We start from the raw sequence: 15,227 nt of genomic DNA, 5'->3' as shown, positions 1-15,227 counted from the left end.
AGATGTGCTCCTGAGCTGAGATGTACTCCTGAGCATCCGGACAATCACCTCATCGTGAAATCCAGCGTCTGATCCGGCGTATCGGGTGCCGACGTATCCGCTCATACTCATCAAACTTACGCTTGATCACCGGCCCCTGCGGCCGGATTCGACGGGCCAGTCGCATCAGACTCCATGCCAAATCTTTATTTTTTTGCTCATAGTAGACGGCCAGATCACGCAAAATATCGGCACATGAGTTCAACACCGTCACCGGCCCTCCATCACTACCGGAAAGCAGCTCCACCACTTGGCTAATGGTGTCTATCTGCTCACTACTCACCGGCAGGTGCAGTTTTACTCTATTAGGCTTATCTCTCTTCCGGGGTGGAAACAGACGCGCCTCCTCAGAAAACCATTGCCGCCTAACTTGCGCATTAACCGTCTTGAACTCTTCCTCGATACGTACCAGGGCCTCCTTACTCAGACGCTCACCTTTGCCAGGGAATTGTGCAATCACGGCCGCCGCAAAGGTTCCGCACTGCGCCAGCACATCCGGATCATCCTCAGCCTGCTGGCGATGGAGGTTAATGGCCCGCAGCAGGCCCTGCCCCAGGGGCGTTAAGGATTCATTGTAACGCTTGCCCTCTACGCCTGGCTTCTTCAGCGTCACTGCGATGCCCACCACCCTCAGGAAGTCCGCAACGACATCGCCCTTCTCGAAACGCTCTGGGTTAAACAGCCTGGGTACCATGGCATCTTTGCCGAATACCGAAGCCCATAGCGCGAGCAGGGTGTGGTAATTGTAATAGTGATTACTGACCTCGCAGGTCTTGTCGGCGATTTCCCCCAGTGGCCTGCCTTCACCATTCTTAAGCATGGTGGAGTAGTAAGACTCTACTAGGTCTGCCTGGCTGCGCAGATAACACACCACCGTAAAGCGTCTGGCCCGCTCGGCGAACAGACGCCGCACCCATTCCACCTGATCGAGCTGCCTGAGCCGAGAATGAAAGTGCTCGCTGGAAATCAATAGAGTCTGCACATGGCTTGGTAGCCCATCTAGGACATCATGCACCTCGGTGATGGTCGCCTCACGAAAGCGTTGGCGTTGCTCACAGGTATCGATGCCAGCCTGTTTCAAAAAATCATCGGGTTGCGCGTCACCCACCGCCGCCGCCGCAATCCCCCGCGCTTCGACACGCTCGGGCGTGGTGAGATAGAAGACGCCACTCTCCTCGAGTCGTTGTTGATTGAAGAGCAGCTCATGTTGCAGCGTTGTGGTACCTGTCTTTTCGGTACCGATATGCAGGATGATATCGAACTGACGGGTCATCTTGGTGCCACTTTTATCTCGCTTGCGGGTGAGGCAAAACGGCCTTCGTAGACAACCTTGAGCCTGTCCCGATACACCTCGCCGCACTGGGTGGGCGAAAACCCCGCGGTGGCATAGTGCGGCTCGCCCAGCCGGGCCTCCACACACTGGCGCATCTGGCCAGCGGCCTGAGCAATATCCGGCTCAGCCCACTGCTGCCCAGTGCCGAAAAAGTACTCTCCCTCTTCAACATCGACCAGCCGATAATCGACCGTACGTGCGTCGTTCTCAGCACAAAAGCCCATATTGCCCGAATAACCAGTAGCGATAAGATCCATACCCAGCAGCTGAGCCTCTGCCAGACTACGCCCAAACCCCTCCGAGCGGTGCAGTGATACGAAACAATCACAGCAACGATAGAGAGCCAACACCTCATTTTTGCGCAACTCTCCTCTAATCAAAACAATACGTGGATCGCGCTTCATCAGCTTGGCCAGTGGCTTCCACCTGGGGTCCCTTGTATTTAGGTGGCTAACCTTCACAACAAGACCAACTCGCTCATCTGGAGACTCCTCAAAGGCCTCCAGAAACGCGTTAACCGTTGCTATCGGGTTTTTACGAGCCAAAGTGGAATTCATGTCAAAAGAAAATACAAACAGGTAAGCATCTTGTGGCAACCCCCAGTGGCCACGCCCAAGCTCTGCTACACGGTCAACAACCACGGGTAATGGCATAGCCAACACTGGTACCGGCGCATCAGCATACGCCTGGGCAGTGTAATGACTGATACCCCAAAGCTCATCAACCAGGTTCCAGGCATGGTGCCAAGGCGTCGGCCAGGTTGGCAGCTCCCAGGGCCAGAGCCCGATATTATAGCGGCCAATCAAAAGGCTTAACCCCTTCTCCGCCGTCATCCGTGCCATCTCAATGCCAGTCATGCAGAAAAGATTCATCGCATAAACCGGCTTCTCAACAATCCAGTGCTCAACCGTGGCGTCTTTCTGACTCACATTAGCCCCAGGCTCAACGTTAAGAATACAAAATGGTACCTTTGCCACTTCCAGTGCCCGAGCAACCATGCGCACATCCTCCCCGATGCCGAGCTCACCTCGGGCATAGCCCACCAGGTTCACTCCCCAAGGCAACGCATCACTCGGCGACTGTATCTCAGCAGACTTTTCTATTGGCACAGCCTGCATCACCTGATTAATATCATTAATACTGGGAGCCTTATCAGCGAGCCTCAGTAGAAGCTCGTTCTTCAACCAAACAAGCTCATTCGCTTCAAGCGGAAGCCACCGGCCAAGCCACTGACTTAGTCGTGGCACCGAATTAGGGAATTGCGCCTTTAGCGGCTCTGGAGCCCATGGCTGTGTCCACGCTGTCACCACATCCGCGACACCATCTCGAATGGGTTGCTCTCCATCTTGCTTACGATCTTTGGGCAGAAGCAGCGCGTCTACAAACGCTTGCGGGGTATCGAAGCCGTCAACCAACGACTGACGCTGCCAGTCAGGAAGCCCCGGTAAACCCAACACTCGACGACCATCACGAAAATACCAACGCGCTGCACGGTGCCGCATAGTGCGGTTATATAGTAGCTGCCCCGACCAGTATTTAGTGCGAGTCATACCCGCCAGATACATGCCCACAGTATAACTTGACTGCCAGCGACACCCTTTGAGTGCCGGCAGCGCCAATGGCTGCATCAATTCATGATTCCAGGCATCAATCTCGCGTAGCAGTTGATACTGACGACGACCAATCGATGTACACCAAGCGAGGAAATGGAAATAGTCACTGCGCTTCCCTTTGTGCAGCGGAAAGCGCCGCTGCAACACTGGGCGCAGTAACCATACCAACAACATTCCTGAATACACACGGGTCGGCAAGGTAAACGGCAGCTCAACAGGCTGCTGGTAAGGGTGAGTAGTCAAAGTAGAGCTTTCGTCAGCCAAAAAAAAGGCCTCATGGTATGAATAGTAGACAGCAGCAAGGATGCCCAAACAACAAAAGGCCGGGGCAATTGCCCTAGCCTTTTAGTATGTCTGCCGAGTGTAGCTATCAGACCTTAGGTTGTGCCGGATGCAGGACCACGCGTTTTCTGCGGATCATCTCACCATCCTTCTCACGTTCTACTTCACGGATCACAACACGCCCCAGCCCTGCCACTCTCAGGCGGCCCTCCTCACGGCCATTGATCTCTGCAGCCAGCGCTTTCAGCGTACCACGCACAGCGGAAACCAACTGCTTGTCGTTAAGCTTTTCCGCCAGCTTGGGGTTATCAGCTTTTACCTTCTCAACCAGCGCATCAGGCCTGAGTATTTCAAGCTCACCACTGGGTAATGCGGTAGTTCCTGCTGTTTCCGTTGTCATTAGCAACTTCCTTTAATTAATAACCGTAAGGTTTCTGGTGATGGCGCGAACTTGCACTTGGTGGGATAGCCAATCGCAACAGTAAGCCACAATCGTTATACCAGTTTGGTGAGGTTACCTAAGGCGTGTATGACAAGTTGCTGAGCCTTCAGTTCACTACCCGCTTCGACATAACAGCGCAATTCCGGAGCATTGCCGGAAGGACGCAAATGAACAATCTCATCATTGGCCAGAGTAGCACGTAGGCCGTCGGTAGTATCCACCTTGGCGATGGCTTGCTCAAGGCCCAGCGCCTGCTGCATGGCGGGCAGGTCATTGCGCCACTCAGCGAGCAGTGCCTGGCTGCGCTCCGTGGGGAACGCTTTAAGCCGATCGCTGGCCGTGTAGCGAGCTGGCAGATCCATCACCAACGACGAGAGCGGTGCATTGCGGCGTGCCGCCGCGACCATCAGCGTCAGCGCCGGCAGCAGTGCATCACGGGTAGGCAGGGCCTCTAGGCGCCGCTCCCCTTCCGCTACCGGCGTGCCGAGCAGGAAGCCGCCATTGGCCTCGAAGCCCGCGACGCGGGAGTAGTCACCGGCCAGCTGCTGCATCCCGGCCAGCACATAGGGCGAGCCGATGCGGGTCCGCTGCACCTTGTTAAAGGCCCCGCAGACCTCGATGGCACTATTGCAGCTCACCGGCACCGCCAGTGCCTGGATGCCCAACTCGCGGGCGCACAGCAGCCCGACGATATCGCCACGCAGCCATTCGCCCTGCTCATCGGCCAGCAGCGGGCGGTCGCCGTCGCCATCGGTGGTCAGCAGCGCATCCAGCCGATGCTCGGCCGCCCAAGCGTGCGCCAGGGCGCGATCCTCACCGCTGACCGCCTCGGTATCCACCGGCACGAACTGCTCACTGCGACCCAGCGCCACTACCTCAGCACCCAGCGCTTCGAGCACCTGCACGTTGAGATCACGCCCCGCCGCCGAATGCTGATAAACCCCCACGCGCTTACCGGCGAGCGGCTGGCCCGGGAACCACTCCACATAGCGCGCCAGATAGCGACGGACCGCGGCATCGCTTACCGGCTCGCGCTCAATAGCACCCAGCGCAGGCAGCTCGGCCGCCACGTTCATGATCGCCTGCTCATCAGCCTTGGTGATCTCCCCTTCGGGCCGGTAGAACTTGATGCCGTTGCGATCGAAGGGGATATGGCTGCCGGTGATCATGATTGCCGGCACGCCATCGGCCATCGCCTTAAGCGCCAGCGCCGGGGTGGGCAGAATGCCGTAGTCGTCCACTTCCACGCCCAGCGCCCGCGCAGCCACCGTGCACGCCGCCGCCATACCCGGGCTGCTGGGGCGACGATCCATACCGATCGCCACCTGGGTCACCTCTCCCTGCTCACGCATCACAGTGAGAAACGCCGTAGCGAAAGCCGCGCATACCTCATCGGTAAACTGCTTCACTAGTCCGCGAGCGCCGCTGGTGCCGAAGCTAACCGCAGATTCCTTTAACAACAGACTAATCAATTTGACTTATCCCAAGCTTCTCAAAAATTTCTCGCAATACCAAACTACCATACGCTTCATTCGCATGAGCCTCTCTATCGAAATCTTTATCAGCATTGAACTCCCCGCCTTTTAGGCTAGGAGCACCAGATAAATACTCCGGTCTTGTAAATCTTCGATCAGTGGATAATGCTTTCAAAGGAGGGGGGGTAAACAATATCTGAAGACCACTACCCTCCTCTTCTAATGCTTCCAAAGTATCATCAAAGCTCTCCACTAAATCCTCACGAGTAGCCGCCTTACTTCCTTCGGGGTATAGAGGTCTAGGACAGACAACAATCGGCCCTGAAAAACTTTTTCGAACCATACTAATAAAAGAAAATGTCTTTGAAAAACAAAACACATCAGAGATTAAAACTTCTCTTACCTGACGAGAAAGCCCCGCCCTTAACAGAGGAAAAGAAAATTGCAACCCAACAATAACAAGAGCATCATAACGCCTCAAGTTAACCTTTTCCTCCCCACCGGAAGTTTTTTTCCAAAACTCTTTAAGCCTATTGTCCGTAGAGCAAATGATGCCTTCAGAACTTTTTACTTTTGAAGCGATGCCTCCGGGCGCAGCAAAAAATGTCATTCGTACTGGCCAAGCTGCAGCCTCATTATCCCAAGCCGCTTTAAGGGCTGCCACATGACTTGATCCAATAACACAAATATTCATTTTCCACCACCCTGAAAAGCATTAAGAAGCTCTTCCTCACAAACTGCATCATCAGAACCCGCATCCACAATTCTTTTCTCAGGCAGCTTCAGAGGAAATTTATCCTGCAAACAACTAAAAAACTGATCCATCACATGGTTGACGCCTACTGGGTTAACACTACGCATATTAGGCTCAAAAAATGCCCCCTTGTAAGGTGCAGAGTTGATGATTTCATACGAGGGGAAATAATCAACGAAACGTAATTCAGAAGCCACAGAGCCAGCGACAGCCCGCAAAATAGACTTGCTTTCCATTGTTGCAACCAAAACGTGTTTACCCGACATGGTGGCAGTAAGAGGCACGGGGGACACAGTTAGCAACACTTTCAACTTGGGGTTCAGCTTCTTTATCCCTCTCAGACAGCTAACGAGAGCCTTGCGAATCTGAGTATAATCTTGATTTACGAACTGATGCTTCTTCTCATCGAATTCACCGGCAACCGTGCCGGGGCACATTGGGTACTCATACCCACCTTCCGCGTTGAACCAGCTCTCGGTCAGCCCCATGGTAAAGACAAGCACATCACACTCGAGAATAGATTTCTTGAAAGCCTCAACCGCCAGCGACCTTGAGACCTTCATCTCTTCCCGGGATTCAAACCCATTCGGCTCAATGTTGGGCCTGAAAGGGTCATAATATCGCCCACCTTTTTCCCACACCTCACCGGGTGGTGACACGTCCCCCGTAGCCCACGACACCCACTGAGCCAATAGTGTAGTTGTGTAGATATTCCCAGTGCGAGCTGAGAAAATTCCGTAATTAAATTTCTTACTATTATCTTTGCTTAACCCTTGTGGAGCAGGCTCTGCAATCATCCAATTAAAATTTCGCCCTGCTAGTGCTCGTCCTATATGCTGAGCAAAACATGAACCGTAAGTTGCCACCTTCATCTTGGGGCCAATTTTAAACTTAGGATCCCACAATCTATTTATATCGAACATACTTTTCTTGGCTACAGCAGGCGACCAAAAAAAAATTTCATCTAACGTTTCATAAGGATTCAAAGCACAAGCTCCCAAAATAAAGTTCTAAAGGTGGAAAAGTGAAAAACAACTTCTAAAAAATCGATTAAACACAAAAAACACTACACAGCGCATTTATAGAACTATTGCTATATCACAGAAATCCTCGACACTCAAAAAGAAAACTTTCCAGAGAGTAGCGATTATCTCCACCGGCTAATTTTTAGTTTATTAATTTCTTGCAAAAACTTTCTTATTAACTCAGCGCCCACTACCTTTTCGATATAAAAACAAGATTATTTTCAAACATTTATTTTACCCCCAGCAGCCCCATTAAATCTGCCATTACTTGCCGTTATATTCTTCAAGTTTTTTCTTCAACAGCTTGCCCTTTGGCCTTAGTTTGGAAGCTGCCTGCATCAAGAGGTAAGCCGACGACAAGTCATCATCCTCAATAGAAATAGCTATATCACGAATGGCATCAATGTTTTTTTGATGAATGCCCAGCAACATACTTTTATCAGCGTCACTATATGATTCAATAAACTTCTTGAAAAAATCGACAACCCCCCAATCCACATCATCTTGCCCATCATATTTATTGTAATCAATATTAAAAAGATCTACCCTTTCAGGAAACCAGGTCTCTCTTACCCTCTCATTCGTAGCATCAAACTGAGACTGAATTTCACGAGCTTCCTGTGACGATGGTTTTTTTCCTGAACCAGCAAAAACTCCATTGATTATTCGGACAAAAAATTGCCTTTCCTGATTCCTTCCCTCCCCTTCTATAACTGCTGGCATTTTAGCGTTTAATACTCTCAGAAGTTCTTGGCCCGTTGGCTTCACTGACTCATTGACAGAACCAATCGCATTAAACTCAGCCTGCTCAATCCCGACAAGGTGGCAAATATCAACAACCACATCGCCCCCCACGAGCTCCTTCTTATCAAAAATCCTTACACTGAACTCACTTCCTTTAAAATCGTCAAGCCAGCCGCTCAAAAACTGATAATAGTCATAATAGTAATTCCCAACATTACATCCTTTAAGGTGCTGAGGTAGCGTATTTGTACTTTTAGTTTTTAGCGCAGTGGAATAGTGCGACACTGCAACATCAATCTGTGGGCGAAGGTAGGCGACCAGCTGATAGCTTGAAAAAAATCTGTCCAACAGCTTTTTCAACTTTTCCCTATTAGCGGCTCTTCTCAGCCTAGAATGGAAGTGCTCACTGGAAATAACCACGGTATGTATTTTAGATGGCAGAGCAGCTAATTCTTCAGCCAAGTCTTCTTCAAATTTTTTTTCAAACTGTTTCTTATCATCATGTGTAAGCATCTGATTTTCAAAATGATAACCATCAAACTCACTGTCAAGCATTGAATAAACCGCTAACTTTCTGTCATTTGCTGCCCCAGACGACTTAAGAAAGTAAAACCCCTGCTGAATTAGTCTATCTCGATTAACATTAAAAAATTGCTGTATCGAGGAAGTACCTGTCTTCTCGGTACCTAAGTGAAGAATGGCCTTCATTTTGAACCTCCACCTTGCCCCCGGCACATGGCAAGAAGACCATGAAACTCGGATTCAAACCTCATTATTTCTTCTTCTGTCATACTTTCCTTATGCCTCCCCACACTCCCCACATTATAGTGAATTATCTTGGAGCGGTCCTGGAAAGGCGACAACACCTCTGTAATTTCTATATTTTTCAACCCTACTTGTTCAACAACCGCTGACACAATAGCTTCTGGCTTGGAGCGGATCTCATCGTAAGAGAAAGCCCTGCAGCCTGTGAGCCTCAACCAAGGATTCAAGCGGTTCAGCTGATTTTTGATTTCAGGGAGTGCATCAATGGGACGAACAAAGTTAGCGAAGTCGGCGATGCCCTTTTCCCGAGAGCGTGCGCCATGATCAGCCAACGAAACGGCAATATCGCGTGGATCTCTGAACGTAGCACTGGCGAAAGCCTTGCCCTCGTTAACGAGATCACAGGCCAGCTTACTGGGCGCACCGTGTGTCTTGATGACGGTTACCGCATTGTCCGGCAACCAGTCTAGGATTTCCTGAACCTTTTCGTCAGTAATAGGCTCAACATAGTTCTCCGGTGCCCTATTTCCCCTGATTTCAGGCGGCACCTTCATCAACTCATACTTGGAAAGCTTGAAAAGCTGTTCTTCCAACTGGTAAACAAACGAGCTGGCTGACTTGGTCATACCGTAGCTAAAGTAAATAAAACCCATCGTTAAATCCTTACCCTACAATGTTACTCAATAGAATTTGGCTACTTTCCTGCCAGGTCAGCCACGGCATCGTCTCTGAACTAGGCGCACCACCTTTGCGTTGCTTTTCCAGCCACTGAGTGATTACCTTCCCTGCCTTACTGGCTTGCATCTCTCTGGGAAGATAAGTGGCATGTTCCCCCGCCACTTCACGGAAAACGGGTATATCCCGTGCGATAATCGGCATTCCCACCTGGGCCGCTTCGATCAGCGGCAGGCCGAAGCCTTCTCCGTAAGAGGCGGCAATCAGGCAGCTGCAAGTACTGTAGACTTTGTCCAGATACTCATCACTAATGCCAGCCAGCCAGAATAACCGACGGTTGTACTCCGGGTGCGATTTGATGCGTTCGGCCAACGCTTCGACCTTCCAACCCATCTTGCCAACAATCACCAGGTTGATGTCTTCACCCTGCTGCCACAATGCATCGAAAACATCCAGGGTATCAGCATAGCCCTTGCGGGGCTCCAGCGTGCCCACCATCAAAAAGCTCGGTCTTTCTTCCAGCCTCGCCAGCACCTCGGGAGCATCCTCAGGAATGCCACGGCTGGGTGACGAGTTATCGATATCGGCGCCGTTGTGCGACCAGCCGATCTGCAGAGGCCTCTCGCGTTCAGGGCCGTGTTCGTCTACCCAGTCACGCAGCTCATCGGCCACGGTGCGAGAAACACAGATCACGCCATCGGTAGCGGTAATGGAGCGCAGCCACTGAGTAAAGCCCTCTTCATTGCCGGGCGGGAAGAACTCGGGCATCTGGATGGGGAGTAGGTCGTGAAGCAGAAACTTGACCGTGACGCCTTGTTGGCGCAAGCGCTGATAGAAGGCCTGATTAGCGATCTGCACCTGTGGCTGCATGTCCAGTCCGAAGAAGACATCCCCCGGCGCATAGTCGATCAGCTCATCCTCCAGCGCCGCTGTCGGCCACCCCATAAAGTCGAGGGTAAAGCGGCGGGCATAGCGATAACCGTCGTCCACGCTGCCGTAAATGGGCTCCACTCGGTAACCCTCCGGCGGATTGCTCAACCACTCATGCAGGATGCTGCGCACCACGCGCTGAATGCCACTGCGGGCGTCGTGCTTAACCAGTTCCGAAAGATCCACCAACAGCTGGCGCCTGGGGTAACGCTTTTCCACCAGCTCAACTTTCAGCTGTTCGGCGCTCTGCGCCCAGGTCTGCCAGTGAAGCTCCGTGGAGGGTGGTTGCTTACCCTGCTCCAGTAGCGTCAGCCAGTGTGCCAGCTCGTCGGCCAGTGCCTCACCGCTTTCGCCCTGGAAGTAATAGGCGCTGGTGCAGGCCACTTCACGAAACACTGGGATATCTCGGGCGATAATCGACACACCGTAACGCGCCGCCTCAATCAACGACAGGCCGAACCCCTCGTTGATGCTGGCAGCCAGCAGGGCACTGCTGGCTTGGTAGACTTTCTCAAGGTACTCGTCGCTGATACCTTCCAGCCAGAACAGGCGCTTGCCATTCTCTGGGTGTTCACGAAGCTGGCTGGCCAAGGTCTCGATTTTCCAGCCTTGCCTGCCTACCAACACCAGATTGACGTCATGGCCACGCGCCCATAGTGCTTGAACAGCGGCAAACAGCAGGTCTTGCCCTTTGCGTGGTTCGAGGGTCGAAACCGTCAGAAACGTAGGCCGTTGGCGAATTTTCGCCAATACGGCCTCGGCATCCTCTGGGAACCCAGTGGAGGGCTTGGAGCCATCTAGGTCACCACCGTTGTGAACCCAGGCCATGCGGAAACCGGGCGTACGCAAGATATCATTGGCTTCGATCCACTCGTTGAAGGCGTCGGCAGTGGCCCTAGAGACGCAGACGGCACCATCGGTGGCCGCAACCATTGCCAACCACTGCTCATGCAGCTGCTTGGCGTCGTCATCTTTAAAGAGGTCGGCCAGCTGGATCGGCAGCAGATCATGGACCAGGAACTTGACGGTGACGCCATCGGCCTGCAACTCACGATAAAAGGCCTGATGCGCCAGCTGCACATGGTGCTGCATATCAAGGGCGAAGAAGATATCGCCCCGCTGCCAGTGAATAGGCGCTTGGTCTTCCAGCGCTTGCTGGCTCAGCCCCTCTGGCGGCGCCACACCATACTGACGGACCATCTGCCAAGCGTAACAGTAACCCTCTTCGCGGGTAGCGTAGACGGGAACCACCTGAAACCCAACGGGCGGCGACTGCAGCAATGCCTGCAGGTAGCTTCGCACCACCCGCTGCACGCCAGTGGCGGCATCGTTGTTGCGAATCTCCGAGACATCCAGCAACAACTGACGGCTGAGGCCGGCCTGTTGATTGAGAGAGAGACTAGTGGCGATCTCGCTCAACACCAGCTTGCTGGGCTGTTCCAACTGATCAACGAGCGCGTGCTGAAGTGCTTCCATTGACAGACGGGCTGACTCACCCTCGCTGACCAGTTTCTCTGCCTGTTTGGCATGCAGCCCTTCCCAGGCGGCAAGAGCACGTTTGGCGGACACCTCCCAGGAAAAGTTCTTGGCCTGCTGCTCACCATGGGCTATTAAGCGCTGCCGAAACGCCTCATCACTCAAGGCCTGTGCCATCTTGGTCGAAATAGACTCGACGCTTGTGGGGTCGAAGAGAGCCTGTTCAAGGCCGATCACTTCCGGAAGGCTCGAAGTGTTGGCTCCGATCACCGGAGCACCACACTGCATCGCTTCCAACGCTGGTAGACCGAAGCCCTCATGCCAGGTCGGAAAAACATACAGCTTGCAGAGATTATAGAGCTGCACCAGCTCTTCATCAGCAACGAAGCCGGTAAATAGCAGCTCGTCACGGCCCAGACCGGCTTCCTCTGCCACCTGCTGTAACTCGGCAATATTTCCCTGGGGCATCTTCCCAGCAAACAGCAGTTGATGAGTTCGGCGCAGTTCATCAGGCAGTGCCGCATAGGCCTGTATGAGCCGAGGCAGGTTCTTACGCTGATCCGCACCCCCGCTATAGAGAGCAAACGGACGATTTAGCCCCAGTTTTGTATATAGGGCCTTGGTCTCGGCGTCGCTCACTGCGACTTTGCGAAACAGCGCTTCTGCCGCCTCAGAGGTGTTGTGGACCTTAGCGACATCAACACCTAGATGATCAATGGCCTCTCGGCTGGATGATTCCGAGATGGAGAGGAGTAGCGAGGCACGCTTGAGGTGGTCGATCTTGTTAGCATAATAGCGAGCAAAGGAAGGATTCGGCTCCAGGTACTGCTGCGGGTAGAGCAACGGAATCAGGTCATGGAGCGTCACGCTGACCGGAGTATGAGTATCAAAACGACCAACGCTCAATACCGCATCGTCTCCAAACCCTTCGAAGAGACTGTGGAGGTGAATCACATCCGGCTTCAGGCCTTCCAGAAAGGCTTCACGCTCCAGCTCCGCTACCAAGCGCCGGGATTCGTTTTCCGGGTTGTTCTCGTACACCGGCCCAGGCGCATGCCATACACGGATATTCTCCTGTGGCAGCAGACCCTGGAAGGCCCCTCGAATCGGCTCAATGGTTTCTGGAAACAGGCCATTTAGGGCGAGAATGATCTCGTGCTCACCACGATTCTTCACGATAGCTTGGGTCAACGATAGCGTATAACGACCAATGCCTCGGAACCGGCTCTCGGTCTGAGCGCCTTGCATATCAATCACAATGCGCATTAGTGGGTCACCTCCATCACACTACGCTTGAGCTGGTGATAGAGATCACGTGCGTGTCGCGTGAGGCCGTCGCCATCATACTCGAGTACGGCTAGCGGAGTACGCTGAGTTTTCAGCGACTTCTCCTCCATCCAGAACTGCCCTTCCATCACCAGGGTGACCATCAGCTGATAGTTACCTGGCTCTGCTGGGTTAACAATACCCACTTCCATTGCTAACGCCTCACCCGGTGAAACCGGTTTAACCAACGCCGTGCGCCTGCCATCATAGTCATAAACATTCCCTACTTCATCGTACCAGTGGTAGGCCATGAACAGAGGCTGCTCCGGAGTGGTTTCCCATACGTCTGCCGAACCATTCTCGATGCGAACCCATAAGTTGCGTCGACCATCGGCATGAAATTCAAGATCCTTGTCGATAATCTCGATCCTACCGGCCGACACGCAGGTATTCTGCGTGCTGCCGACGAAGGCCTCGGTTGGCAGCGATTCGCCGGCCTTCAGGTAGTCCAGCATCTGGCGCACGTCCTGACCTTCAAGCAACCGCTCCAGCCAAAACGATTTCACCTGCTGGGTGTCACCCATCGTCTGATAGACACTCAGCGCGCGCTCCACCAGCTCTGTCTTGTGTTTCCTGCGCAATGCATCGATATCGATGTTCACATCCATTATCTGCTACCCGCGTGATTTATTCGTCGTTCCCTTGGTTATTTCGCTGCATCATCTGATCGAGCGAAATGCCGAAATTGTGTTCCCAGGCGGCTTGCTCCTGCTGTCCGGCTGGCGTCTCCGTGATCGTCGCTTGTTTACCTTGTGCGAGTACGGCGTAGTCGGGGCTGACGCCCCGGAGAAAATCGTTGATAACGTAATGTGTCTTGTCGTGCAGGGCTGGCTCCTCCTGGAGCCGCAGCACCTTGACACGCTCGAAGCCGTAATACTCCGGCACGAAGGCGAGCAGCGGCGACGGCAAGGGGTTGCGATGGGTGGGGTCCATATAGAAGCTGCAGCTACCCACCATGATATTCTCAGGGTTGGGGGTCTCCATGATCAGCACACCGTCGGGCACCAGCACGCGCCGAGCCTGAGCGACGATGCTACGCAGCATCTCGAACGGGATATGTTCCACCACATGCATCAGGCTGATGCTGATCCGGCTGGCATCGGGCTGCTGTTTAAGGAAAGCGAGTGCATCGCCCTGGCTGACCTTCAGGCCAAGTTCTCGACAGCCCCCCAGCATATCAGCATCCTGGTCGATGCCTTCGGCCTTGAGGCCGGCCGCACCGAGGACTTCAAGCCACTCGCCCCGCCCACAGCCCAGGTCCAGCGCCGATACCCCGGGGTGACGCTCGGCCACGCCGACCACGAAGGGCAGATAGACCTCGACGCGCCGCTTGATCTCTTCGCGGCTACCACGAAAGCGATCCTCGAAGGCACGGTAAAAACCATCCGCTGCCGAGTGCAGCGTCTCCGGCACCATGGGTTCAGGCAGTGACAAGCTCGGCAGACGCTGATTGAGTGCCTTGGCCTCCTGACTGGCCCGGGCGCGCACTAGGGTGCCGGTATCGGTGTCGTTGAGCGCGGCAAGTTCCATACTGGCAGCAAAGTGTCGGCCAATACCTGCGTCATCTTCGCGCAATAGCGCCATACGCCCCAGGGTGTTGTGCACTCCAGCGGCAAGTAGCCTGGCCACCGCATTGGGCGCCATGCCCCAGCGGATGGACTGGCGCGCCCAGTGGCGAGTCGCCTGATGATCGCCCTGCTGCTGCTGGGCACTGCTGACCAGCAGAGCGATGGCGGCGCGCTCTCTCTGCTGAGCGATGTGCTCGGCATCCAGCTCGCACAGGCGCTGCCATTCACCGAACAACCAGTGGGTACGCGCCCGGCTCAGCAGCGTATCGGTACTGGCGGCAGCCGCCGAGGATGATTTGAGGCCCAGAGTACCGCCTTGATGGCGGCGCTGAGAGTCGCTGGGATGCCGTTTTGAGCCGGAACGACGCTGTGGTTTGCGCTTGCGTTCACGGGTCATGTCAGAAGTCCTTGCCCTGGGTAAGAATGTCGCGAACCAAATCAAGCTGGGCCTCAACTTTGAGCATCTCCTGCTCTACAAGCTGCTGGCGTTGCTGCTGTTCCTCATACAGTAGCTGCTGCTGTTGCTCGGCCTGCTGGAGGGCAGCATCTCGTTCACGGACGAGCGCATCGCGCTCTTCCCGTAGTTGGGACACGGTGACACGCTCCACCTCCAGCGACTCATGGTTGAGGTGGTTCTGGTGCAGTGCGTCTTCACACTGCTGGGCCAGCTCCTCTACCCGGTGCTTGAGCTCATTGTTCTCCTGGGTCAGGGACTCGCCCTTATGCCAGAGGTCATCACGCTCCTGGGTAAGCGCTTCTCGCTGTTGACGCTGAGTGTCG

Annotated in this window: 12 protein-coding genes; all 12 read right to left on the bottom strand. The window is 53.9% G+C overall.

Translation table 11 applies throughout. From position 1 onward, the window contains the following. Positions 1-49: 49 nt before the first annotated feature. Entirely contained in the window at positions 50-1,312 is a 1,263-nt protein-coding gene (locus tag H616_RS0112215) for a hypothetical protein (RefSeq protein WP_027967619.1), read from the bottom strand. Further along, a complete protein-coding gene (locus H616_RS14950; protein ID WP_205619101.1) occupies positions 1,309-3,249 on the bottom strand; it encodes a glycosyltransferase in 1,941 nt (646 codons plus the stop codon). Before H616_RS14950 ends, H616_RS0112215 begins: the two co-directional genes overlap by 4 nt. 106 nt (positions 3,250-3,355) lie before the next feature. Beyond that, a complete protein-coding gene (locus tag H616_RS0112205) occupies positions 3,356-3,667 on the bottom strand; it encodes a hypothetical protein (RefSeq protein ID WP_027967618.1) in 312 nt (103 codons plus the stop codon). Positions 3,668-3,762: 95 nt separating this feature from the next. Further along, a complete protein-coding gene (locus H616_RS0112200; protein WP_156906464.1) occupies positions 3,763-5,181 on the bottom strand; it encodes a phosphomannomutase in 1,419 nt (472 codons plus the stop codon). Further along, complete coding sequence (locus H616_RS0112195; protein WP_027967616.1) at positions 5,174-5,878, bottom strand: hypothetical protein; 705 nt, start codon at positions 5,876-5,878, stop codon at positions 5,174-5,176. Before H616_RS0112195 ends, H616_RS0112200 begins: the two co-directional genes overlap by 8 nt. Further along, positions 5,875-6,924, bottom strand: a complete 1,050-nt coding sequence (locus H616_RS0112190; RefSeq protein WP_027967615.1) for a GSCFA domain-containing protein — start codon at positions 6,922-6,924, stop codon at positions 5,875-5,877. The genes H616_RS0112195 and H616_RS0112190 overlap by 4 nt, the downstream gene beginning before the upstream one ends. A 303-nt stretch (positions 6,925-7,227) precedes the next feature. Beyond that, positions 7,228-8,415 (bottom strand): hypothetical protein, encoded by a 1,188-nt coding sequence (locus tag H616_RS0112185; protein WP_027967614.1) that lies wholly within the window; start codon positions 8,413-8,415, stop codon positions 7,228-7,230. Then, positions 8,412-9,125: a hypothetical protein gene (locus H616_RS0112180; protein ID WP_027967613.1), complete on the bottom strand. Its 714-nt coding sequence runs from the start codon at positions 9,123-9,125 to the stop codon at positions 8,412-8,414. The genes H616_RS0112185 and H616_RS0112180 overlap by 4 nt, the downstream gene beginning before the upstream one ends. Before the next feature lie 10 nt (positions 9,126-9,135). Beyond that, complete coding sequence (locus H616_RS14945) at positions 9,136-12,819, bottom strand: glycosyltransferase family 4 protein (RefSeq protein WP_051234280.1); 3,684 nt, start codon at positions 12,817-12,819, stop codon at positions 9,136-9,138. Continuing rightward, entirely contained in the window at positions 12,819-13,487 is a 669-nt protein-coding gene (locus H616_RS0112170; protein ID WP_027967612.1) for a hypothetical protein, read from the bottom strand. Before H616_RS0112170 ends, H616_RS14945 begins: the two co-directional genes overlap by 1 nt. A 19-nt stretch (positions 13,488-13,506) precedes the next feature. Continuing rightward, positions 13,507-14,844 (bottom strand): class I SAM-dependent methyltransferase, encoded by a 1,338-nt coding sequence (locus H616_RS15280; RefSeq protein WP_051234279.1) that lies wholly within the window; start codon positions 14,842-14,844, stop codon positions 13,507-13,509. Position 14,845: 1 nt separating this feature from the next. Then, positions 14,846-15,227 (bottom strand): hypothetical protein (locus H616_RS15660; RefSeq protein WP_035573187.1); only part of this gene is annotated, 382 nt, incomplete at its 5' end.

This window comes from Halomonas halocynthiae DSM 14573, assembly GCF_000425725.1.
GTDB classification, from domain to species: domain Bacteria; phylum Pseudomonadota; class Gammaproteobacteria; order Pseudomonadales; family Halomonadaceae; genus Halomonas; species Halomonas halocynthiae.
The sequence above is the reverse complement of the archived record's forward strand: the minus strand, read 5'-3'. Positions and strand labels throughout refer to the sequence as shown.

Coding starts and splice junctions, on each gene's coding strand:
- H616_RS0112170 (WP_027967612.1), bottom strand. CDS start 13,487: ATGGATGTGAACATCGATATCGATGCATTGCGCAGGAAACACAAGACA.
- H616_RS0112195 (WP_027967616.1), bottom strand. CDS start 5,878: ATGAATATTTGTGTTATTGGATCAAGTCATGTGGCAGCCCTTAAAGCG.
- H616_RS15280 (WP_051234279.1), bottom strand. CDS start 14,844: ATGACCCGTGAACGCAAGCGCAAACCACAGCGTCGTTCCGGCTCAAAA.
- H616_RS0112205 (WP_027967618.1), bottom strand. CDS start 3,667: ATGACAACGGAAACAGCAGGAACTACCGCATTACCCAGTGGTGAGCTT.
- H616_RS0112185 (WP_027967614.1), bottom strand. CDS start 8,415: ATGAAGGCCATTCTTCACTTAGGTACCGAGAAGACAGGTACTTCCTCG.
- H616_RS14945 (WP_051234280.1), bottom strand. CDS start 12,819: ATGCGCATTGTGATTGATATGCAAGGCGCTCAGACCGAGAGCCGGTTC.
- H616_RS0112180 (WP_027967613.1), bottom strand. CDS start 9,125: ATGGGTTTTATTTACTTTAGCTACGGTATGACCAAGTCAGCCAGCTCG.
- H616_RS0112215 (WP_027967619.1), bottom strand. CDS start 1,312: ATGACCCGTCAGTTCGATATCATCCTGCATATCGGTACCGAAAAGACA.